General features: G+C 67.1%; 23 protein-coding genes. 9 read left to right on the top strand and 14 right to left on the bottom strand.

Annotated features, from left to right (window positions below):
* Window positions 1-593 precede the first annotated feature (593 nt).
* The gene (locus ITJ59_RS03825) at window positions 594-857 is read right to left on the bottom strand and encodes a hypothetical protein (protein WP_194649776.1); all 264 of its coding nucleotides are present in this window, start codon (window positions 855-857) and stop codon (window positions 594-596) included.
* A gap of 352 nt (window positions 858-1,209) precedes the next feature.
* Entirely contained in the window at window positions 1,210-1,659 is a 450-nt protein-coding gene (locus ITJ59_RS03820) for a DUF4279 domain-containing protein (protein WP_194649775.1), read from the bottom strand.
* A 222-nt stretch (window positions 1,660-1,881) separates the two neighbouring features.
* On the opposite strand from ITJ59_RS03820, the gene ITJ59_RS03815 reads away from it, so the two are divergent.
* Entirely contained in the window at window positions 1,882-2,385 is a 504-nt protein-coding gene (locus ITJ59_RS03815; protein ID WP_194649774.1) for a GNAT family N-acetyltransferase, read from the top strand.
* Window positions 2,386-2,433: 48 nt separating this feature from the next.
* Here ITJ59_RS03815 and ITJ59_RS03810 read toward each other — a convergent pair whose 3' ends face one another.
* Window positions 2,434-2,685 (bottom strand): hypothetical protein, encoded by a 252-nt coding sequence (locus tag ITJ59_RS03810; protein ID WP_194649773.1) that lies wholly within the window; start codon window positions 2,683-2,685, stop codon window positions 2,434-2,436.
* Window positions 2,686-2,776: 91 nt separating this feature from the next.
* Between ITJ59_RS03810 and ITJ59_RS03805 the strand changes: the two genes are divergently transcribed.
* Window positions 2,777-2,980, top strand: coding sequence for a hypothetical protein (locus ITJ59_RS03805; RefSeq protein WP_194649772.1), 204 nt, complete (start codon window positions 2,777-2,779; stop codon window positions 2,978-2,980).
* A gap of 40 nt (window positions 2,981-3,020) precedes the next feature.
* Here ITJ59_RS03805 and ITJ59_RS03800 read toward each other — a convergent pair whose 3' ends face one another.
* From ITJ59_RS03800 to ITJ59_RS03765, 8 genes are all read right to left on the bottom strand, one after another.
* On the bottom strand, window positions 3,021-3,386 hold the full coding sequence (locus ITJ59_RS03800) for a GNAT family N-acetyltransferase (protein ID WP_228510779.1): 366 nt from the start codon (window positions 3,384-3,386) through the stop codon (window positions 3,021-3,023).
* Between the two features lie 750 nt (window positions 3,387-4,136).
* Window positions 4,137-4,349, bottom strand: coding sequence for a hypothetical protein (locus ITJ59_RS03795; protein ID WP_194649770.1), 213 nt, complete (start codon window positions 4,347-4,349; stop codon window positions 4,137-4,139).
* A gap of 296 nt (window positions 4,350-4,645) precedes the next feature.
* Entirely contained in the window at window positions 4,646-6,010 is a 1,365-nt protein-coding gene (gene dnaB / locus ITJ59_RS03790) for a replicative DNA helicase (protein WP_194649769.1), read from the bottom strand.
* A gap of 614 nt (window positions 6,011-6,624) precedes the next feature.
* Complete coding sequence (gene rplI / locus ITJ59_RS03785) at window positions 6,625-7,077, bottom strand: 50S ribosomal protein L9 (protein ID WP_111083665.1); 453 nt, start codon at window positions 7,075-7,077, stop codon at window positions 6,625-6,627.
* Between the two features lie 14 nt (window positions 7,078-7,091).
* On the bottom strand, window positions 7,092-7,349 hold the full coding sequence (gene rpsR, locus ITJ59_RS03780; RefSeq protein ID WP_017887834.1) for a 30S ribosomal protein S18: 258 nt from the start codon (window positions 7,347-7,349) through the stop codon (window positions 7,092-7,094).
* A 50-nt stretch (window positions 7,350-7,399) separates the two neighbouring features.
* Entirely contained in the window at window positions 7,400-7,987 is a 588-nt protein-coding gene (locus ITJ59_RS03775) for a single-stranded DNA-binding protein (RefSeq protein ID WP_194649768.1), read from the bottom strand.
* 3 nt (window positions 7,988-7,990) lie between these two features.
* The gene (gene rpsF / locus ITJ59_RS03770; protein WP_194649767.1) at window positions 7,991-8,383 is read right to left on the bottom strand and encodes a 30S ribosomal protein S6; all 393 of its coding nucleotides are present in this window, start codon (window positions 8,381-8,383) and stop codon (window positions 7,991-7,993) included.
* A 174-nt stretch (window positions 8,384-8,557) separates the two neighbouring features.
* Window positions 8,558-9,997, bottom strand: coding sequence for a CCA tRNA nucleotidyltransferase (locus ITJ59_RS03765; RefSeq protein WP_194649766.1), 1,440 nt, complete (start codon window positions 9,995-9,997; stop codon window positions 8,558-8,560).
* A gap of 110 nt (window positions 9,998-10,107) precedes the next feature.
* Here ITJ59_RS03765 and ITJ59_RS03760 point away from each other — a divergent pair, with 110 nt between their 5' ends.
* The 7 genes from ITJ59_RS03760 (at window position 10,108) to ITJ59_RS03730 (ending at window position 19,479) form a co-directional block, all read left to right on the top strand.
* The gene (locus ITJ59_RS03760) at window positions 10,108-14,178 is read left to right on the top strand and encodes a DUF6049 family protein (RefSeq protein ID WP_194649765.1); all 4,071 of its coding nucleotides are present in this window, start codon (window positions 10,108-10,110) and stop codon (window positions 14,176-14,178) included.
* An 81-nt stretch (window positions 14,179-14,259) separates the two neighbouring features.
* On the top strand, window positions 14,260-15,246 hold the full coding sequence (gene trxB / locus ITJ59_RS03755; RefSeq protein WP_194649764.1) for a thioredoxin-disulfide reductase: 987 nt from the start codon (window positions 14,260-14,262) through the stop codon (window positions 15,244-15,246).
* A gap of 76 nt (window positions 15,247-15,322) precedes the next feature.
* Complete coding sequence (gene trxA / locus ITJ59_RS03750; RefSeq protein WP_017887828.1) at window positions 15,323-15,649, top strand: thioredoxin; 327 nt, start codon at window positions 15,323-15,325, stop codon at window positions 15,647-15,649.
* A 161-nt stretch (window positions 15,650-15,810) separates the two neighbouring features.
* Window positions 15,811-17,115, top strand: coding sequence for a PLP-dependent aminotransferase family protein (locus ITJ59_RS03745; RefSeq protein WP_194649763.1), 1,305 nt, complete (start codon window positions 15,811-15,813; stop codon window positions 17,113-17,115).
* Between the two features lie 61 nt (window positions 17,116-17,176).
* Window positions 17,177-18,139, top strand: coding sequence for a D-alanine--D-alanine ligase family protein (locus ITJ59_RS03740; RefSeq protein ID WP_194649762.1), 963 nt, complete (start codon window positions 17,177-17,179; stop codon window positions 18,137-18,139).
* 114 nt (window positions 18,140-18,253) lie between these two features.
* On the top strand, window positions 18,254-18,895 hold the full coding sequence (locus tag ITJ59_RS03735) for a ClpP family protease (protein WP_194649761.1): 642 nt from the start codon (window positions 18,254-18,256) through the stop codon (window positions 18,893-18,895).
* The gene (locus ITJ59_RS03730; RefSeq protein WP_194649760.1) at window positions 18,892-19,479 is read left to right on the top strand and encodes a ClpP family protease; all 588 of its coding nucleotides are present in this window, start codon (window positions 18,892-18,894) and stop codon (window positions 19,477-19,479) included. Before ITJ59_RS03735 ends, ITJ59_RS03730 begins: the two co-directional genes overlap by 4 nt.
* A 10-nt stretch (window positions 19,480-19,489) precedes the next feature.
* On the opposite strand, the gene ITJ59_RS03725 is transcribed toward ITJ59_RS03730, so the two are convergent.
* From ITJ59_RS03725 to ITJ59_RS03715, 3 genes are all read right to left on the bottom strand, one after another.
* Window positions 19,490-19,801 carry a helix-turn-helix domain-containing protein gene (locus tag ITJ59_RS03725; RefSeq protein WP_194649759.1) on the bottom strand — a complete coding sequence of 104 codons (312 nt, stop codon included), beginning with the start codon at window positions 19,799-19,801 and terminating at the stop codon, window positions 19,490-19,492.
* A 204-nt stretch (window positions 19,802-20,005) separates the two neighbouring features.
* The gene (locus ITJ59_RS03720) at window positions 20,006-20,971 is read right to left on the bottom strand and encodes a ParB/RepB/Spo0J family partition protein (RefSeq protein ID WP_194649758.1); all 966 of its coding nucleotides are present in this window, start codon (window positions 20,969-20,971) and stop codon (window positions 20,006-20,008) included.
* Window positions 20,971-21,864: a ParA family protein gene (locus tag ITJ59_RS03715; RefSeq protein WP_323749387.1), complete on the bottom strand. Its 894-nt coding sequence runs from the start codon at window positions 21,862-21,864 to the stop codon at window positions 20,971-20,973. The genes ITJ59_RS03720 and ITJ59_RS03715 overlap by 1 nt, the downstream gene beginning before the upstream one ends.
* Window positions 21,865-21,875 lie beyond the last annotated feature (11 nt).

Raw genomic sequence — 21,875 nt, 5'->3', positions numbered from 1 at the left:
GGCACGGTGTTCCAGCCTCGATCCCATCTGCAGCACTCCGATTCACGGTGGTGTTGCAACGACCGGCTGAACCCAAGGATCGGCTACCGAGACGGGCTTCAGCTGGCCATCGCTTATTGTCCAGGCCGCAACCAATGCCGGAGAAGCGCCAGGGCGAGGGCCCGCTCTTCTGCCCCAAATGCTCGGTCCTCACGGAACAGCAGGAAGACCTCGCGCCGCGTGCTTCCCCAGGAGTCTCGCCGTTCAACTATCGCGACTGCAGGGAATCCGACGATGTCGCTCTTCGGGATCGCGCGCGTGGATAACACGTCTCGAAGGATGAGCTTGTCGGGAGTCAACACGTACGCCGCGCGCACTGCCCGAGTAGAAGCCACAACCGCAACAACAGCCACAACGCTGGCAAGGATGCTTTGCAGTGGACGATGTGCTGAACACCCGGCGATGAACACGGCGGCCGCCCCTACGACGGCAAGGAGGGCAGAGGTCAGAGCTCTTACCGCGCGTGGGGCCGGGAGCGTCGCACTGGAAGTCACCGCATCAGCTTGCACCGTTACCGGATCGGCATCCGGACATCTGCGTTTTCGTCTGCCGGGTCAGCGCTTGTCCTGGTTGCGGAGACTCCAGATGCCGAGGTACAGGGACCAGGGCATGAGAACGACCAGGGGCAGCCACGAACCGACCATCCTGGTGTTGAGGAGCAGGTTCAGAAGCCCTAACGCAAGCATCAGCGCAGCCGCAACTACGGCCAACCAGGCGAACAGGCGAACAGGCGAGGCCAGGGCTTCATCGATCTCACGACGGGATGCTGCCGGGGCGCCGATGCCCGGTAGCCGATCCTCTACCGAGAGCCAGTGCACTATGGGGTGATGATGCGTAGGTACCGGCTCTGGATCGCGTGGATCGTTGGCTCACTAACGATGGCCCTGATCGTTCTGACGATCCTGGCTGCGGTCACGAACTTCACGCCTTGGCTGCCGCTGCTGGCCGCGACTCTCGCTGCCGCTGTTGCGGGAGCGATTCTGATCGCATGGGGACCGCGAGTTGCTCGACAGCAGGAGCGCGAGCATCGTGCGCGTCAGAACTAGCGTGTCCGTTAGCCGGTCGTCCCGCGGACGCCGGCGAGGCTGGCGGTGACGACCGCGAGCGAATAGCTGACCGTCTCACCGGCCGATCCATTATCGGGCGATTGTGAGCGCCACTCACTCGCTATCACCAGGAGTCGCGGTAGGTGATGTCGATCTGCTTGGTTGACACGGGGGTCAGTTCGAGATTGAGTCCCGCAGCAGCGACCTGTCGCACGGTTGCCGCAGGGACGGTGAAGGCGTTCTCCTTGTGGTCGGTGATGAGGGCCACCGAGAGAGTGACCTCGTAGCCTTCATCGCGCAGACGAGCGAACCGGTCCGCTGCATCTTCTGGCAGCAGCCGCAAGATCCAGTGCAAGCGCCCCCAGGGGGCCTGTTCGTGCTCTGCTCGGATCTCTTCGACGTGGCGGTTGCTGAACAGGTTCCAGATGGAGACGTCGAAGGTGCTGGGACCGTCGCCCTTGGGACCGCCGATCTCGTACTGCTCGTCGGGACGGACACCCAGGAGCTGCGTCACGTGCGCCGAAGAGCCACGCTGGCCGTGGATCTGCAGCTCCACCTGAATGCTCTTAATCACTCCAGCAGTCTCCCACTCGGGCAGCGGCGTCTGTGTATGGCCGCTGGCGCGGTCGGACGGCGCCGACCGTGCCATTGACCGCGAAAGCGGATAGTGCCGATGTCGAGCGCACGGACGACCGATCTGCTGTCCGATAGCCGGTCGGCTACCGGGCGGTCAGCGAGGGCGCTTCCGCTCGTTTCCGCTTCGGTCACCCCGTAGCGTCGTCCTCTGGATCCAGACGTGTTGGCGGTCGAAGCGGCCACCGCCGCGGACGTTCCTTCGGCTCAGGCGATCATCGACGGTGCGAGGCAGTGGCTGCGCTCGCGCGGGATCGACCAGTGGCAGGACCCCGTGCCGGACACCGTTCTCCTCCGCGACGCGGAGCAAGGGAATCTCTTCGTCTTGCGACAGGACCAGGGCATCGCGGCCATGGTCACCGTGTCCGACTCGGACTCCGAGACGTGGGGTGTGGAAAGCGGTTCCGCTGTCTACGTCCACCGGCTCGCCGTGTCGCAGACACATCGTGGCAGCCGGCTCGGGCAACGACTACTGGTGTGGGTGGGGCAAGGAGCTGCTGAGTGTGGGGCGGCCCTCGTGCGGCTCGACTGTGCGACGGACAACCCGGGCTTGCGGCGCTTCTATGAACAGCAAGGGTTTCGGCACGTTCGCGACGTCTCGGTGACCGCCCTCGAGGGCGGGCGGCAACTCGCTTCCAGCCTCTACGAACGCGAGCTGCTCCGGTAGCCGATCGGCTGCTGAGACGGCTTACGCGGGTCCGCCAAGAGCCGGAGCTCAGTGGGCGATCGTTTGCGCTTCGAGCGCCTGCATGCGACGCCGTTCCTGCCTGCGGGCGTTATAAACGCCACCAAGCCGGATCACCGCCAGCACCGACCAGACGATCGCCACGGGCACGTGGAAGTCAGTCGGGTCAACGACGGTCAAGACGATCCAGACGACAGCAAGACCGGCCCACGTCCAGGCAAGCCAAGGAAGGGGCTTTCCGATGAGTCGTTCGAGAAGGCTCCGCTGCTGCATCTCGGTCATGGGCGCGACACTACCCGTCGAGCTCCGATCAGCAAAGGTCGGCCGATAACCGATCGACTACTGGGACGACCATGAACGGTAAGTTCGGCCCATGGACGTGGGGAGCGCGAAGGTGCTGGGTTCGATTGCCCTCGTCTTCGGGGTCGTCTTCGTCTCGACGTCGATCGTGCGTCTCATGCGTTCCGATGTCGACCTACTGCTGGTGCTCCTCAACACCGCGCTAGGACTCCTGTGGCTCGGTGCCGGCTTCTGGCTGTGGCGTTTCGGACTCCATAAGTCGAAAGGCGACCAGTAGCCGAGCGGCTATCGGGCGCTATGTGGACGAAGGCCGCTGCCTACGCTGGGATTTCAAATATGATTTCGCGCCCATCCTCGTCGTCCCACTGCTCACCGTTCTCGACGAACCCGTAGCTGTTGATGAGCGCGAGCGAGGCAGCGTTGTCGGGACTGATGGTGGCGCGGACAGTCCGCACGTCAGGGCGCCTCTGGGCGACTGCGAGAAGGATCTCGAGGCTCTGTCGCGCATAGCCTCGGCGGCGGAACTCAGGGTCCACACGGTAGCCGAGCTCCACCATGCCAGCGGCGTCCGGGGCCCCGTGAAAACCGGCCAGGCCGACAGGCGCGGTGATGGTCGGGTCGACGATCAGCCGAGTGATCCAGGCCGCATCGCCGGGCCGTTCGTTGATCTGCTTACTTCTCATTCGCCACAATCCAGCGCAATCGGGTCCTGCGAGGTAGGGCGATACGTACTGCAGAACGAGCGACGTCGAATTGCCCGCAGCCAGCTTGTGTAGGACACCTTCTGGCACGAGATCCAGGTGAACTTGTGACTGCTTAGGCAGTGGGTGATCCCATGGGGAGCTTGTGATCGTCATCGGCGGCAGCTTGACACAACTGAAGTGCGGCCGATCGGCGATCGGCTATCGAGGCGGGCCCATGGCGTTTGCGTACCCTTGGAACCGAGCGCTCGCCTACGCGCTCGACGAGAGGACACCGTGGTTGCTGCGTTCACTGGCGTGGGATTTGAACCGATCCCGACGGCGATCGTTGGCGTACTAGCGGCTGTGATCGTCGTCAGCGCCATCATCAGGAGTCGCCGCCGCTGAGTGGTGCCCTCATTTGCCGATCGGCGAGTGAGCACACCGGCTGGTACCCGTCGCGATCGGAAGTGCGTCTCATCCGGCATGCTCGTCTTGTGGACTTCTCGTGGTGGACGTGGTGGGGGCTCATGGTCATCGCGCTAACGGGGCTTGGGCTCATCGGGCGCGCTGCTGTCATTGCGATTCGTCGAGATGGGATTGGCCAGGCGAAAGCCGAGCGCGGAACCAGTGCTGCGTGGTTTTGGTCCGGGATCGGATTGCTCATCGTCGCGGGTCTCCTGCTGATCCCGTGGGTCATCGCACTCGACAGCTGACTGCTGGCGGACCGACATCGGCTCGGGAAGGGATTGCTCAGCGGCGAGCGATCCGGATGATCCGGATGAAGTAGTACGTGAGCAGGAACATCAGAACGCCCAGCGCGACAAGTAGGTAGCCGATGGCGTCTCCGGATCGAGCTTGCGCGATGCCTAAGACGACCGCTGTCGCCCCAACGAGCGGAGCACACACGGCAAGGACTCGCACGAGCGCCAAACCTTTTGGAGCGGGTGCACTCACGTTGGGCATGCCTGAAGCATGCCGCAGATCGTGTCCGGTAGCCGGTCCTCCAGTGGACCCCCGGGTGCTTGCGGGCGGCCCCGGACTCCTACGGCCCTACTCCGGGGCGAACCCCGTCTCACATAGGTGGTTCGCGAACTATCTCAGTTCACGCACGCCATACGGACGCCTCGCGACGCACGAAGACTTACCCGACCCCGAGTCAACGTGGCTTGTCCGTACTGCCGAACAACCTGTCAATGTCCGTATTTCAGACACCTTGAGTGGCAGTCGGACAAGTGAACTAGCGGACGACAAAGATCGTCCTACTGCGGCATGTCCACGAACCGCGAGAACATCCCGTGGAACGCCACCGTGATGGTGTCCGTCGGCCCGTTACGGTGCTTCGCCACGATCAGGTCGGCCTCACCCTGCCGCGGGTTGTCCTTCTCGTACGCCGACTCGCGGTGCAACAGGATGACCATGTCGGCGTCCTGCTCGATCGACCCGGACTCACGCAGGTCGGAGATCGCCGGCTTCTTGTCGGCACGCTGCTCGGGACCACGGTTCAGCTGCGACAGCGCGATCACGGGGACCTGGAGCTCCTTCGCCATGAGCTTCAGGGCACGCGAGAACTCGGAGACCTCTTGCTGGCGGCTCTCGACCTTCTTGCCCGAGGTCATCAGCTGCAGGTAGTCGATGACGACGAGCTTGAGGTTGTGCTGCTGCTTGAGTCGGCGGCACTTGGCGCGGATCTCGACCAGGGTCATGTTGGGGGAGTCGTCGATGAAGAACGGGGCGTCGTTGATGCGACCGCGGGTCTGCGCGATGGTGGTCCAGTCGCGGGAGTCGACGGTGCCCTTGCGCATGTTCTGCAGCGGCACGCTGGTCTCGGCGGACAGCAGACGCATCGCGATCTCGGCGCGACCCATCTCGAGCGAGAAGAAGGCGGCGGTCTGGTCGTGCTTGATCGCGGCGGCGCGGCACAGGTCGAGCGCGAGCGTCGACTTGCCGAGGGCGGGTCGTGCGGCGACGATGATGAGCTGTCCGGGGTGGAAGCCGTTCGTCAGGCCGTCGAGCTGCGCGAACCCGGTCGGCACACCGGTCATCTGGCCGTCACGGCCCTTGGCGGCCTCGATCTCGTCGAGGGCGGCGGAGATGGCGTCGGTCAGGGGGACGTAGTCCTCGGTCTGCACGCCGCCGGCGACGTTGTAGACCTCGGCCTGCGCGCTGTTGACGAGGTCGGTGACCTCTCCCTCGGACGCGTAGCCCATCTGCACGATGCGGGTGCCAGCGTCGACGAGGCGACGGAGCACGGCCTTCTCGGCGACGATGCCGGCGTAGTACCCGGCGTTCGCAGCGGTCGGCACCATGCTCGTGACGCTGTGCAGGTACTCGGCGCCACCGCCACGCGACAGCAGACCGGTCTTGGTCAGCTCGTCGGTGACCGCGATGACGTCGGTGGGCTCGCCGTGCGAGTAGAGCGAGAGGATCGCGTCGAAGATGACCTCGTGCTTCGGAACGTAGAAGTCGACCCCACGGGCGGTCTCGATGACGTCGGCGACGGCGTCCTTCGACAGGAGCATTCCACCGATGGTCGACTGTTCGGCCAACAGGTCGTGCGGCGGGGTGCGTTCCATGCCGCGCTCCGAGTACTCCTGCGGTGCGGGCTCAAGATGCGCGATCGACACACTCTCTCCTCTGTTGAACGACGTGGGTCAGGACACGACGGTCCGACACCCACAACGACTTTCTACCCCCAGCGACCGACATCCCCGAGTCGCTGGGCCAAGCTACGGCCGCAGAGTTATCCCCAACAAACGGCCCTGTGGATAACTCTGTGGAGAGATTGCGGAACACGCCGGAGCGCTGTGTGGAGAACTGTGGACGAGTCTGTGGAAACAGGGCTATGGGAACACACTTTCGACCGTTTGACCAGGGGTTTTCGTGTTCACACCATGTGTGGAAAAGTGGGGTTCAAGTACGCGTTGAAGGTTGCGATTTGACACGTTTCCTCTGTGTAAAACGACTTGACAAGGGCCCCTCCTGTGGGGAGCGTTCTCGGGTCGCTCCCAGCAAGGCGGACCGGGCCTGAGACGTAACCAGCCAGCCAAGCCGAACCCGCGAACACAACGCTGGCCGGGCCTCCCGGAAGAGACCCGACGGCCGCGCGCATCGAGTGCGAACGCCGAGCCCGAACGCCGACACCGACCGCAGAGCCCGTCAACGCAACGCCGCCCCGCCAACGCAACGACGGGCGGGCCTCCCGGAGGAGACCCGCCCGTCGTGGAGCGGAACGTCAGTGCTACTTGGCAGCGACGACCTTGAGCGAGATCACGGCAGTGATGTCCTCGCGCAGACGCACGGTGGCCTCGTGGTCACCGACGGTCTTGATGGTCGCGGGGACCTCGACCTTGCGCTTGTCGAGCGAGCCGACGCCCTGCGCCTGGACGGCGTCAGCGACGTCGCCCGGACGGACGGAGCCGAACAGACGACCGTCCTTACCGGCCTTGACCGCCAGGGAGATGGTCGCGTTCTCGAGCTTCATCTTGAGGTCCTGTGCCTCTTCGATGGTGGCGAGTTCACGCGCGGTGCGCGCGGCCCGGATCGACTCGACCTGCTTCTCGCCGCCCTTGGACCACGCGACAGCGAAGCCCTGGGGGATGAGGTAGTTGCGGGCGTAGCCGTTCTTGACGTCGACGACGTCACCAGCGGAACCGAGGCCGGAGACCTCGTGGGTGAGGATGAGCTTCGACATGTGTCGACCTCCGATCAGCGGCCGGAGCCGGCGTAGGGGAGGAGCGCCATCTCACGGGCGTTCTTCACGGCACGGGCGATGAGGCGCTGCTCCTGGACGGAGACGCCGGTGATGCGACGGGCGCGGATCTTTCCACGCTCCGAGATGAACTTGCGAAGGGTCGCAACGTCCTTGTAGTCGATGACGCCGACCTTGATCGACTTCGCGGGAGCGGCGTTCTTGCCGCCCTTGCCGCGAGGCTTCCGGCGGTCGCCGGTGCTCTTTCCAGCCATAGTGATTTGTCCTTAGAAGAAAAGTTGTGTGTCCGTCGGAACCCGAGGGATCAGAAGGGGGTCTCGTCGTCGAAGTTGCCGCCGGGGGTGCTCCACACGTCGTTCGACTGTGCGTTGCCGCCGCCCTGCTGGCCACCCTGCGGGGACCACGGCTCGTCGGACTGGGCACCAGCGGAGGCGTTGCCGCCACCGCTGTTGTTCCAGCCGCCGTTGCCGCCGCCCTGCTGACCGCCGCCGTTGCCGCCGCCGACCTGTCCACGACCGCCGCCGCCACCCGCTGCGCGGGTGATCTGTGCGGTCGCGTACCGGAGCGACGGGCCGATCTCGTCGACCTCGAGCTCGATGCTCGTGCGCTGCTGACCCTCACGGTCCTGGTAGGAACGCTGACGCAGACGACCCTGCGCGATGACGCGCGAGCCCTTCGTCAGCGACCCCGCCACGTGCTCGGCGAACTCCCGCCACACACTCGCGCGGAGGAACAGCGCGTCGCCGTCCTTCCACTCGTTCGCCTGACGGTCGAACGTGCGAGGCGTGGAGGCGATGGTGAAGTTCGCCACTGCGAGCCCGTTCTGCGTGTAGCGCAGCTCGGGGTCCGCGGTGAGGTTGCCCACCACCGTGATGACGGTTTCGCCGGCCACGGGTTACTCGGCGCTCGCGGTCGCGGTTGCTGCGGTCGCCGAGGCGTTGGCGGCCTTGCGGGCCGCGCGGGCCTCGTCGCGCTGCTTCTGAGCGGCGACCTGCGCGATGCCCTCTTCGGCGCGGAGGACCTTCGTGCGGAGCACGGCCTCGGAGAGACCGAGCTGACGGTCGAGCTCCTTGGCGGCCTCGGGCGAGGACGTGAAGTCGACGACGGCGTAGATGCCCTCGGACTTCTTGGCGATCTCGTAAGCGAGCCGGCGACGGCCCCAGACGTCCACGTTGTCGACGGTGCCACCGTCGTTGCGGATGACAGCGAGGAACTTGTCCAGGCTGGGAGCGACGGTGCGCTCATCGATCTCGGGGTCGAGGATCGCCATCAGTTCGTACTGGTGCATGCGGAACCCACCTCCTCTGGTCTCAGCGGCCCCGGGCAGTTCCCGGGGCAGGAGGGTTGATGCATGTGCCACAGCGCGCAGACACGCGCCGGGCAACCTGCACAGACTACCCGACGGCCTGGAGGCGCGCCACCGGTCTGTGGAGAACCGTCGCGTCCGTCAGGCGGTCGCGGCTCAAGCGCTGGTGTCGCCCCGGGCGGCCCACCAGTCGCGCAGGCGCGCCTCGGCATCGTCGGCCCCGAGGGGGCCGTCGTCCATCCGCGCCTCGAGCAGGAACCGGTAGGCCTCGCCCACGGCGCGCCCCGGCGGGATGTCGAGGATCCGCATGATGTCGTCGCCGGTCAGGTCGGGCCGGATCGAGTCCAGCTCCTCTTGCTCGGCGAGGACCTTGATGCGGTCCTCGAGGTCGTCGTACGCGAACGCCAGGCGGTCGGCCTTGCGGCGGTTGCGTGTGGTGACGTCGGAGCGCGTGAGTTCGTGCAGCCGCTCGAGCTGCGGGCCGGCGTCGCGGACGTAACGGCGGACGGCGGAGTCGGTCCAGGCGCCCTCGGTGTACCCGAAGAACCGCAGGTGCAGCTCGATCAGGCGGGACACCGCGGCGATGGTGTCGTTGTCGAAGCGCAGGGCCCTGAGCCGCTTCTTCGCGAGCTTCGAGCCGACCAGGTCGTGGTGGTGGAAGCTCACGGCGCCACCGGGCTCGAGCTTGCGGGTGGCGGGCTTGCCGATGTCGTGCAGCAGGGCCGCGAGCCGCAGGACGGTGTCCGGCGGGTCGCCCGCGTGCCGCTCGGCCTCGTACCCGATGGCCTGCTCGAGCACGGTCAACGAGTGCTCGTAGACGTCCTTGTGGTGGTGGTGCTCGTCGATCTCGAGCTGCATCTCGGGCAGCTCGGGCAGGAACCGCTGCGCCAGACCGGTGTCGACGAGCAGGCGGATGCCCGGCACGGGGTCACTCGTGTTCAGGAGCTTGACGAGCTCGTCGCGCACCCGCTCGGCGGAGATGATGTCGATGGAGTCGACGAGGTCCTCCATCGCCACACGGACGTCGTCGTCGACGGTGAAGCCGAGCTGCGCGGTGAACCGAGCGGCTCGCATCATCCGGAGCGGGTCGTCGCGGAACGACACCACGGCGGCCTGCGGGGTGCGGAGTCGTGCGGCCAGCAGGTCCTCGACACCGCCGTGTACATCGACGAGCTCCCGAGCGGGCAGCCGGAGCGCCATCGCGTTGACGGTGAAGTCGCGTCGGAGCAGGTCGTCCTCGATGGTGTCACCGAACGCGACCTCGGGCTTGCGGGTCTCGCCGTCGTAGACGTCGCTGCGGTACGTCGTGATCTCGACCTGTTCGCCGCGGACCAGTGCGGCGATCGTGCCGAACTGCCGGCCCACGTCCCACGTGGTGCTCGCGATCGGCTCCACGATCGCCAGGATCTCGTCCGGACGGGCACTCGTCGTGAAGTCCAGGTCGCTGACGGGTCGCCCCAGGAAGGCGTCGCGGACGGGGCCGCCGACCAGGGCCAGCTCGTGTCCGGCGTCGGCGAAGACCCGAGCAAGGAGAGCGACGGGCTCGGTGGTGGCGAGTGCGTCGAGTCGTTCGACGGCCTGGGCAACGGACTGCATGACGGTTCTCATCCTCCCAGATCGGCGCCCCGAGTTCTCCACATCCCCGCGCGCACGGGACCTGTTCATGGTCGCGCCTCATACACTCGTGCTCGGCCCGAACCGACCCCGTGGCCCGCTTCCGTATGCACATCCTCCGCACCACGCTCGCCGCAGCCGCGTCGACCCTCGTCGCGCTCGGCCTGGTCGTCGCGCCCGTCAGCACCCCGCAGGCGTCCGCCGCGACGGTCTCGTCGGCCAAGACGCACCAGGCGGACCCGGCCGATCCCGACGCGGGCAAGGCGACCATCTCGGTCGCTCCCGCCAACCGTGGGATCGTGCAGCGCGACCAGGACCTCACCCTCTCGGTGACGGTCACGAACGACACCGACGCCGCACTGCCGGCCGGCACCGCGGAGTTCGACATCTTCCGCTCGGTGAGCACGCGGGACGTCCTGGCCGAGTGGCTTGCCGACACCACCACAACCGGTTACCTCGGCGCCCCGATGGACAGTGTGGACATCCCAGAGGTCCCGGCGCACAAATCGGTCACCATCGACTCGGTCGAGATCGTGTCGGGCAACGTGGCACTCGGCGGGTACTCCTCGTTCGGTGCCCGACGGATCGCTGCCGAGTACACGGCCGGTGAGACCTTCGCCGTCGCCCGCTCCGCGATCACCTGGTACCCCGACTTCGAACAGGTGCCGGTCAGCGTCTCGGTGGCGATGCCGGTGACGGTCCCGAAGTCCACCGACGGCATCCTCAGCCCCGCCGTCCTGGCCGCCGCCACCTCGGTCGACGGCACACTCACGCAGCAACTCGACGCTGCCGAAGACCACAACGTCGCCGTCGCCGTCGACCCCCGCATCATCGCGTCGATCCGGATCCTCGGCGAGAACGCCCCGTCGGCGGCGACCGCCTGGCTCGACCGCCTCGAAGCCCTGCGCAACGAGACGTTCGCACTGTCCTACGCCGACGCCGACGTCACCGGGCTGCGGCAGGCGGGCTCGGACGGCATCCTGTCGCCGATCTCGCTGGACCAGTCGGTGAAGACCGAGAACTTCCCCGGCGCCGAGACACCCGCCCCGACCCCGAGCAGCACACCGGGGCAGACCTCGGCACCGAGCAGCACCGCCGTCCCGGGCGACGACCCCACCTCGGACGCCGGCACCGACGATGCGCCCGAGACGCTGCCGACGACGGAACAGCTGCTGGAATTCCCGTACTCGATGGACTCCATCGCCTGGCCGACCGAGGGCACCGTGTCCACGTCGGACCTGCCGGCGCTCGAGCGGGCCGGCACGAAGACCACGATCGTCTCGAGCGGCAACACCTCGGCCGGCGCGAACGCCACGGTCCCGGCGTCCGAGAAGGTCGGCGACGACCACGTCCTCGTCTCCGACCAGTCGATGTCCTCCCTGCTGCGGGACGCCACGAACGCCCCCGATCGACAGAGCTGGTCCGCGGCGATGTCCGAGCTCACCGCGACCCTCGCGACCTCGGCGCGCGACGGCACCGCGACCGGGCCGATCCTGCTCACCCTCGGCCGCGACTGGCCCTCGGACTCCTCACGTCTCAGCCAGACCCTCGACGCCCTCGAGAGCACGGCGTGGGTCGCCCCGGCCGACCTGTCGACCGCCTCGAGCGCCGTCGCCGGATCGCTCACGCTCAACAACGCGTCCAGTGGTGCCGACCGCGTCAAGCAGCTCAAGCGCCTGGTGCGGGGGGAACAGGGACTCGCAGCCTTCGCCACGATCCTGGACACCCCCACCGACCTGACGGCGTCGGCACGCCTGCAGCTGCTCGCGCTGGCGTCGAACGCCTGGCGTGAGGACGAACAGGGGCTCACCACAGCCATCGACGCCCGCACCGCGAACTGGGCGAAGCGGACCACCGAGGTCGGGATCGTCGACTCGAGCAGCCTGACCCTGCTCGGCGACCGGTCGTCACTGCCGGTCTCGATCCGGAACAGCTCGAACCACCCGGTGACCGTGCACCTGGCCGTCCAGCCGTCGAACTCCGCGCTCCGGATCGTGCGCAACGACATCGTCGTCGAGATCCAGCCGGACTCGTCGACCCGAGCCACCGTCCCCGTGCAGTCCGTGGCGAACGGCACGGTCGAGCTGACGATGTCGCTCTCGAGCCCGACCGGTGTCGCGATCGCCCAGCCGGCCACCGTCGAACTCAACGTGCAGGCGCAGTGGGAGACGGTCATCACCGCCGCCGCAGCCATCGCCCTGTTCGGCATCTTCGGCTTCGGTATCTTCCGCAGCATCCGGAAGCGCATCCGTCGCCGCAACGGCGAGGTCGACGACGAGGACGACGAGGACCCCAACCGGCCGCTCGCGGTCCAGCCGGCTGCGCCCGGTGCGTCCACCGTGGCCGACACCGGCGCGGCCGCCGTCGCGGGCCCTGGTGGCGACCACCTGCGGGACGCGACCGCCCGTGCCGGGGTCGAACCGGGCCTCCCGTCCGACGCCCGTCCCAGCAGTGTCGCGGACACCCGCGACCCCGAGGAGCCGACCATCAGCGCCACCCAGCCCCAGCCCGACGTCGACGCTGAGCCGGTCGCCGAGCGCAGCCTGGGGCGGGCGAGTGCGATGCTCGCGGCCGGCACGATGCTGTCGCGCGTCCTCGGATTCGCGAAGACGTTCGTGCTCGCCTACGCGATCGGTCAGTACAAGAGCCCCGCCGGAGACGCCTTCGCGATCTCGAACCAGCTGCCGAACAACATCTACGCGCTCATCGCGGGCGGCCTGCTGTCAGCGGTGCTGATCCCGCAGATCGTCCGCGCCATGAAGAACGGGACCGACGGCGGCCAGTCCTACGTCAACAAGATCGTGACGCTCGGTGGCTCGGTGTTCATCGTCATCACCATCGTCGCCACCCTCGCTGCTCCGCTGCTGGTGCGGCTGTACAGCTCCCAATCCACCTCGGGTGGCAAGGGCCTCTCACCAGAGGCGTACGACCTCGCCGTCCTCTTCGCTTTCTGGTGCCTACCGCAGATCCTCTTCTACGCGATGTACTCCTTGCTCGGCGAGGTCCTGAACGCGAAGCAGGTCTTCGGACCGTTCACGTGGGCGCCCCTGCTCAACAACGTCATCTCGCTCGCCGGTCTCGTCGTCTTCATCGCGATGTTCGGCGGCAGCGCCGCGAACTCGGGCGTCGACGACTGGGACGCCACGAAGATCGCGGTGCTCGCGGGCAGCGCCTCGCTCGGCGTCCTCGCCCAGGCAGCCTTCCTGCCGTTCTTCTGGCGTCGAGCAGGCCTGAGCTTCCGTCCCGACTTCCGCTGGCGGGGCGTCGGTCTGAAGGCAACGGGGACCGCGGCCGGGTGGCTGTTCGCGATGATCCTCGTCACCCAGCTCGCTGGCATCGTGCAGTCGCGCGTCGCGTCGCTCGGCTCGGGTGCGGCCGGCAACGCCGTCCTGCAGAACGCTTGGCTGCTGTTCATGCTGCCGCACTCGATCATCACGGTCTCGATCGCGACCGCCTACTTCACGCGCATGAGCCACGACGCGGAGCGCGGCGACCTCGGTGCGGTCCAGAAGAACCTGTCGCTCTCGCTCCGCATCGTCGGGCTCTTCACGGTCTTCGCGTCCGTCGCACTGATGGTCGTCGCCGTGCCGTTCGGACGGATGTTCTCGGACACGTTCGACGGCGCGCTGTCGATCGGCGCTGTGCTCTTCGCCTACATGCCGGGCCTCGTGCTCTTCAGCATCCTGTTCATCATCCAGCGCGTCTTCTGGGCCATGCACGACCACCGCACGCCGTTCCTGATGCAGTGCATCCAGTCCGTGTTGTTCGTCATCGGCGCGCTGGCGGTCTCCACGCTCCCCAACGAGACGATCGGGGTCGCGATCGCCGCATGCACCACGTTGGCCGGTACCGCGCAGACCATCGTGGCGCTGGTGCTCGTCCGCAAGCGCCTGGGTGGCATGGAGGGTCCCGTCGTGACCCGTTCGCACGTGCAGTTCATCATCGCGGCGCTGATCGCCGGCGTGGTCGGCCTGGTGGTCGCGAACTTCCTCGGGGCGTTCTCAGCATCCGGGTTCGCGATGTCGGACCGCACCGGCGCACTCATCACCATCGTGCTCACCGGTGCCGCGATGGTCATCGTCTACTTCGGGGCGCTCGTCGTCGCCAAGAACGGCGAGATCAAGAACGCCGTCGGCATGGTGAAGAGCAAGCTCGGTCGCTGACCGCACTTCCCGAACGTCGCGGAATGCCGCGCCGGTACCATGTGTTGACCCGGTCAGCACGCAACGGAAGGGCAATCAGGCATGCGCCAGCTCATCATCATCGGTTCCGGTCCGGCCGGGTTCACCGCCGGCATCTACGCCGCGCGCGCAGAGCTCAAGCCGCTCATCGTCGCGTCCAGCGTCGAGACGGGCGGGGAACTCACCAAGACGACCGAAGTCGAGAACTTCCCGGGCTTCCCCGAGGGGATCCAGGGTCCCGACCTCATGATCAAGATGCAGGAACAGGCCGAGAAGTTCGGCGCCGAGGTCCTGTACGACGACGCGGTCTCCGTCGACCTCACGGGTGACGTCAAGAAGGTCACCGTCGGCTCCGGTGAGACGTACGAAGCCCTCGCGGTCATCTACGCGACCGGTTCGGCGTACCGCCACCTCGGCATCGCCGACGAAGAGCGACTGTCCGGCCACGGCGTCTCGTGGTGCGCGACGTGCGACGGCTTCTTCTTCCGCCAGAAGAACATCGCCGTCGTCGGCGGTGGCGACTCCGCGATGGAAGAGGCGACGTTCCTCACCCGCTTCGCCGACAAGGTCACCGTGATCCACCGCAAGGACACCCTCCGTGCGTCGAAGATCATGCAGGACCGCGCCCACAACGACCCGAAGATCGAGTTCGCGTGGAACAAGGAGGTCATCGGCATCCAGGGTGACTCCGCGGTCACCGGTGTGACCCTCAAGGACACCGTGGACGGCACCGAGAGCGAACTCGCCCTCGACGGCCTGTTCATCGCGATCGGCAACGACCCCCGCGTGCACCTGATCCACGGTCAGCTCGAGCTGGCTCCCGAGGGCACCATCGCGGTCGAGGGCCGGACGTCCAAGGCCGTCGGCGTCCCCGGAGTGTTCGTCGCCGGCGACGTACTGGACCACACCTACCGTCAGGCCATCACGGCCGCCGGCTCCGGTGCGGTCGCCGCCCTCGACGCGGAGAAGTACCTCGCCGACCTCGAGGACACGCTGACCGACGCTGCTGCGGGCGAGACCCCGGTCGAACCGGTCACCATCTCCGCCTGACCCGGACGGCCCTCGGAATGCCGGGGGCCCGGCCGCGGTTCCACACCCAGTACCGACTTCTCACGAAAGGACACCCATGTCCAACGCCAAGGCTGTCACCGACGCCACCTTCTCGGACGAGGTCCTCAAGTCCGACAAGACGATCCTCGTCGACTTCTGGGCTGAGTGGTGCGGCCCGTGCCGCGCCGTCTCGCCGATCCTCGACCAGATCGCCGAAGAGCACGCCGGCAAGATCGAGATCGTGAAGCTCAACGTGGACGACAACCCCCAGTCGGCCATGAACTACCAGATCACGTCGATCCCGGCGATGAAGGTCTTCAAGGGCGGCGAGGTCGTCAAGACCGTCATCGGCGCCAAGCCGAAGCCCGCGCTCGAGGCCGACCTCGCCGAGTTCCTCGCGTAGGTCGCACCAGCACCGCCGAACGCCCCGTCCTCGTCCTGCTCAGCAGGCGCGGGCGGGGCGTTCGCATGCCACCCGTTCCGGATCGGCCCCCGCCGCGGAGCCCGGATTCCCGGGGTCGATGTCGTAGTGTGGCGGGAATGTCCCACTGATCGGAGCACGGTATGACGAACGGCAACAGCCTCGACCCCTGGTACGACTCCTACGCCCAGCGCACCGCCGGGCTGAGCGCCTCCGAGGTCCGAGCCCTGTTCGCCGTCGCCTCGCGCCCCGAGGTCGTCTCGCTGGCCGGGGGCATGCCGTTCGTCTCCGCGCTGCCCAGAGAGCTCGTCACGGGCTCCCTGGACCGTGTCATGAACGAGCACGCGGCCATGGCGCTGCAGTACGGCGGCGGGCAGGGCCTGCGGTCGCTCCGCGAGCACATCGTCGATGTCATGAGCCTCGAGGGCATCCGAGCCAGCGCCGAGGACGTCGTCGTCACGACCGGCTCGCAGCACGCGCTCGACCTCGTGACCCGGCTCTTCATCGATCCGGGTGACGTCGTCCTCGCCGAGTCGCCGTCCTACGTCGGAGCGATCGGCGTCTTCCGCTCGTACCAGGCCGAGACGGTCCACGTGACGACCGACGAGCTCGGTCTGGTGCCCGAGGCGCTGCGCGAGGCGATCGCGAACCTCCGCACGCAGGGCAAGCGGATCAAGTTCCTCTACACGATCCCGAACTTCCACAACCCGGCCGGCGTCACGATGAGCCGGGAGCGCCGCATCGAGGTGCTCGACATCTGCCGGTCGAACAACATCCTGGTGCTCGAGGACAACCCGTACGGTCTGCTCTGGTTCGACGAGCCGGCGCCGCAGGCCATCCGCTCCATCGACGAAGAGGGCGTGGTCTACCTCGGGTCCTTCTCGAAGACGCTCGCACCCGGGTTCCGCGTCGGCTGGGCACTCGCGCCCCACGCCATCCGCGAGAAGCTCGTGCTCGCCAACGAGTCGGCCGTCCTCGCGCCCAACTCCTTCGGGCAGTACGTCGTGAACGCCTACCTGGACGCCGCGGACTGGAAGGGGCAGGTCGACACCTTCCGCGGCATCTACGCGGAACGTCGCGACGCCATGCTGTCCGCCCTGGGGGAGTTCCTGCCGGACCTGTCCTGGACGAAGCCCAACGGCGGCTTCTTCGTGTGGCTGACGCTGCCGGAGACGCTCGACTCGAAGGGCATGCTGCCCCGGGCCGTGAAGGAACTCGTCGCCTACACACCGGGTACCGCCTTCTACGCCGACGGCCGAGGCGGCGGACACATCCGTCTGTCGTTCTGCTACCCGACGCCCGAGCAGATCCGCGTCGGCGTGAAGCGGCTCGCGAACGTCGTGAACGACGAGCTCGAACTGATTGAGACCTTCGGCCCGACGACCCGACCGACCACCGTCGTCCGACAGACGTCTTCGGTCAGCGCACCGCCGCCGAACATCTCCTGATCAGCGCTTTTCCTCGGCGCTCATCCACCAGCACCGCAGTTCCACACCGGAGGACCCTCACATGGCCGAGCTCACCCGTCGTCACGTCGTCGTCGTCGCGGGAGGGATCTCGCACGAGCGTGACGTCTCCCTGCGGTCCGGTCGGCGGGTCGCCGACTCGCTGACCGGGTACGGCTGGCAGGTCGACCTGCGCGATGCAGACACCATGCTGCTACCGGCTCTCGCCGAATCGCGCCCGGACGTCGTGTGGCCGGCGCTGCACGGCGCCTCCGGTGAGGACGGGGCCCTGCGGGGCATCCTGGAGGCGGTGGACATCCCGTTCGTCGGCTCACGTTCGACATCGGCCCGGTTGGCATGGGACAAGCCCACGGCTTCGGCGCTGGTCGCGCGAGCAGGCGTCCGGACCCCGCGGTCCGTCACACTGTCCCACGACGTCTTCCGTGAACTCGGTGCCGTGGGTGTCCTTGAGGCGATCGCAGGGGAGCACCCGGTCCCACTCGCCGTGAAGCCGGCTCGCGGCGGGAGCGCTCAGGGCGTGACGCTCGTCGACGATGTGAACGATCTGCCCCGTGCGATGGTGACGGCGTACACGTACTGCGACGACGTGGTGGTCGAGCAGCTCATCCGCGGGACCGAGGTCGCGGTGGGCATCATCGACACCGGCGACGGTCCGGTCGCCCTGTCCGCTGTCGAGATCGTGCCGCGCAACGGCATCTACGGCTTCGAGGCGCGCTACAACGCCGGTGAGACGACGTTCTACACGCCGGCTCGACTGTCCGACGAGTTCGCCGCAGCGGCGTCCGAAGCTGCCGTCGCGGCCCACGCAGCACTCGGCCTCAGGCACCTGTCGCGGGTCGACCTCATCATTGACGGCGCCGGTACCCCGTGGTTCCTCGAGGCGAACGTCCTGCCAGGGCTGACGGAGACCTCACTGCTGCCCCAGGCACTCTCGGCGTCCGGCTTCGATCTCGGATGGACCTACGCCGAGCTCGCCGAGCAGGCGATCCGCGACCACCACGCCTGATCCACTGTGGCCGAGCGTTCCACGTGGAACATCCTCGCTCCACCGCTGCTGTGAGCAGCGCTGCTCACAGCAGCATCGTCCGCTCTGCTGCAGCTTCTGGTCCACCGTGGATCCATGAGCGAAGCAACCACCCTTCCCGCGTTCACCGTGGGACACCGACAGGCCCTTCTGGACCGGCGGGTACTCGTCCTCGACGGTGCCCTCGACGATGACAACGGCACCGTCCTGATGACCCAGCTCCTCCAGCTCGCTGCAGACGATCCGCGGTCTGACATCGCGCTCTGGATCCACTCGCCAGGTGGCTCCGTCCCAGCCATGCTGGCGATCCGCGACCTCATGCGGAGCGTCCCGAATGACGTGAGCACCCTCGCACTCGGTATTGCGTGCAGCGCGGGCCAGTTCCTGCTGTCCGCCGGCACCCCAGGCAAGCGCCGTGCCCTTCCACACGCTCGGGTCCTGATGCATCAGGGCTCGGCGGGGATCGGAGGGAGCGCGGTGGACGTCGCGTTGCAGGCCGACCACCTCCGGGACACACGGGACACAGTCCTCGGGTTGATCGCGTCGGACACCGGCCAGGCGATGGACCGTGTCTTCGAAGACTCCCTACACGACCATTGGTACACAGCGCAGGAGGCCTTGGACTACGGCTTCATCGATGTGATCGTCGATGACTTCACCCTCATCCGGCCGCAACCACCACGATCCACACCCGCAGGCTTCTCGAGCGCGACCGTCGTGGGGGAGGCCGTCCGATGAGCACCTACGCCATTCCGAACTTCATCGCGAGAGATGCCCGCGGAGAGCGTGTCCTGGATGTGTACTCGCACCTGCTCACCGAGCGGATCATCTACGTGGGCACACGTATCGACGCCGGGGTCGCGAACGCCCTCATTGCACAACTCCTGTTCCTGGAGTCGGACAACGCCGATTCTGACGTCCAGCTCTACATCAACTGCGAGGGCGGCGACCCGAGCGCGATGCTCGCGGTCTACGACACGATGCGCTTCATCCGACCAGGCGTCGCCACAACGTGCGTTGGCCAAGCGGTCGGGGTCGGGGCGGTCCTGCTTGCCGCCGGCGCCGTCGGCAAGCGATCTGCCCTGCCGCACGCGCGTGCGGTCCTCCATCAGCCCGCAGCCCAGGGACAGGGTGCCATTCCGGAGCTGATCCTGCAGGCCGACGAAGTGGTCCGAATCCGCTCAGAGATCGAGCAGGTCCTGGCCGACCACAGCGGACAGGGGGCCGAACGGCTCCGAGCAGACACGGACCATGATCGAGTCTTCACGGCTCGTCAGGCCCGTGACTACGGGCTCGTGGACCACGTCCTGTCACGACGGTGACGAGTACGAATCAAGCAGCCAGGGTGAACAAGCTGCGCACCTGAGCGTGGCTCCCGGCCGCAACTGTCGCCCGCTCCCGGAGCTGCTCGGCAGCGGCCATGGTCAGATCCAGCAAGGAGCTCTCGAGCGCGCCCGCCACCGCGGCGAGCATTTCGCTCGAGGGCTCCTTGCGACCACGTTCCATCTCGGACAGGTACTGGGGGGAGACCCCGGCTCGCTGGGCCACCTCCGCGAGGGTGTCGCCTCGTCGGCGGCGTCGAAGCCGGAGCTCCGTCCCCACGACGTCTCTCCAGAGGGGCTCCGGTGCCGCAGACTTCTTCATGGGGCGAGCCTGCCACTGTTCCACGTGAAACGTGCACCTGCACCTGCACCTGCACCTGCACCGTTCGCCGACCGAGAACGAGCCCACCGTATGACGGGCCACTGCTCGCGGGCTGCCAGATGGCCCGAATCAGCCAGAAGAGCCCGCTGGGCGCCAAGTGTGTGTTTGACGCTCAGACGGCCGCACAGAGCCGCTCAGGGGCTGTCAGTTGGCGATGTCCCCGATGCCGAGCTCGCCAAGAATGCGGTTCAGATCGTCACCGTTGGCAAAGTCGATCGTCACGGAGCTCTTTCGGGCGCCGACAGCGATCTTCACCCGGGTGTTCAGGCGATCGCCCAATCGATCCGCGAGGTCGTTGAAGTGCACCTGACGCTTGGACGGCGCGGGAGTGGACTTCGCCGGCGTCTTCGTGGAGAGCTGCTGTGCGATGGACTCGGCCGCTCGCACCGACAGGTCTTCGTTCACGATCTTCTCGGCGAGGTACTCCATCGCCTCGGCGTCGGGCGCTGCGAGGATCGCACGAGCGTGGCCGGCCGACAGGACACCTGCCGCGACGCGACGCTGCACGGGGGAGGGGAGACGCAGCAGACGGATCGTGTTCGTGATCTGGGGACGGGAGCGCCCGATGCGCTGTCCCAGCTGCTCCTGGGTGATGCCGAAGTCAGCGAGGAGCTGTTGGTAGGCCGATGCCTCCTCGAGAGGGTTGAGGTTGGCGCGATGCAGGTTCTCGAGCAGGGCGTCGCGCAGCATCGCGTCGTCCGGGGTCTCCTTGACGATCGCGGGGATCGTGCTGAGGCCGAGTTCCTTCGTCGCCCGGAGTCGACGCTCGCCCATGATGAGCTCGTACTGCGGCTCGGTACCGGTCGATCCGACGATCGGGCGCACCACGATGGGCTGCAGCACGCCGATCTCGCGGATGGAATGCACGAGCTCCTGCAGCTCTTCCTCTCGGAACTCCTTGCGAGGCTGCTGGGCGTTCGGCACGATGTCGAGGGGATTGAGGTTCGCGAGGCGTGCACCCGGAACCGCCACCAATTCGTCGGCGGTCGGCGCCGACGCAGGCGAGCCCCCGGTGGGGAAGAACACGTCGACGGGACGATCCTGCTGATCCGTCGCCGTCGGGATGAGCGCGCCGATGCCCCGGCCGAGTCCGGTTCGCTTGGGTGCCATCAGTTTTGCGCTCCTCGTGCTGCGATCTCTGCTGCCGCCTCCAGGTAGGAGAGGGACCCGGTGGAGTTCACGTCGTACGCCACGACGCTCTGCCCGTAACTCGGCGCCTCGCTGACGCGGACCGATCGGGGGATCATCGCCTTGAGTACCTGGTCGCCGAAGTGCTCACGCACATCGTTCGCCACCTGGTTCGCCAGGTTCGTCCGGCCGTCGTACATCGTGAGCAGGATCGTCGACACCCGGAGGTTCGGGTTGAGGTGCCGCTCGATCAGTTCGATGTTGCGCAGCAACTGGCTGAGACCTTCGAGCGCGTAGTACTCGCACTGGATCGGGATCAGGACTTCCTGCGCGGCGACGAAGGCGTTGATCGTCAGGAGGCCGAGCGACGGCGGGCAATCGATGAAGACGTAGTGGTACGGCTCGTCGAGCGACTGCAAGTACAAGTCGAGTGCCGTCCGGAGCCGCTGCTCACGGGCGACCAGGGAGACCAACTCAATCTCTGCACCAGCCAGGTGGATCGTCGCGGGCACGCACCAGAGGGTGTCCGACTCGGGGGAGCGCTGCACGGTGTCGGCCATCGCCGCCTCATCCACGATCACGTCGTAGATGCTCGCCACCTCTGCCTGGTGGTCGACACCGAGGGCCGTCGACGCATTGCCCTGTGGGTCCAGGTCGATGACGAGGACGCGGGCGCCGCCATGCGCGAGGCCGGCCGCCAAGTTCACGGTCGTCGTGGTCTTGCCGACGCCGCCCTTCTGGTTCGACACGGTGATGATCCGCGTCTTCGACGGCAGCGGGAACTGCTCCGTGGCGATGGCGCGTCGCCGCCGATTCAGGTCGGCGATCTCACGAGCGAGTGGAGTCGACGCGTCGTAGTCGGTCGATGAGCTCAACGAGTGCCTCT

Source organism: Curtobacterium sp. VKM Ac-1393, assembly GCF_015350995.1.
Lineage (GTDB): Bacteria > Actinomycetota > Actinomycetes > Actinomycetales > Microbacteriaceae > Curtobacterium.
Note: the sequence above shows the minus strand (reverse complement) of the source record. Positions and strands in the feature narration are given on the sequence as shown.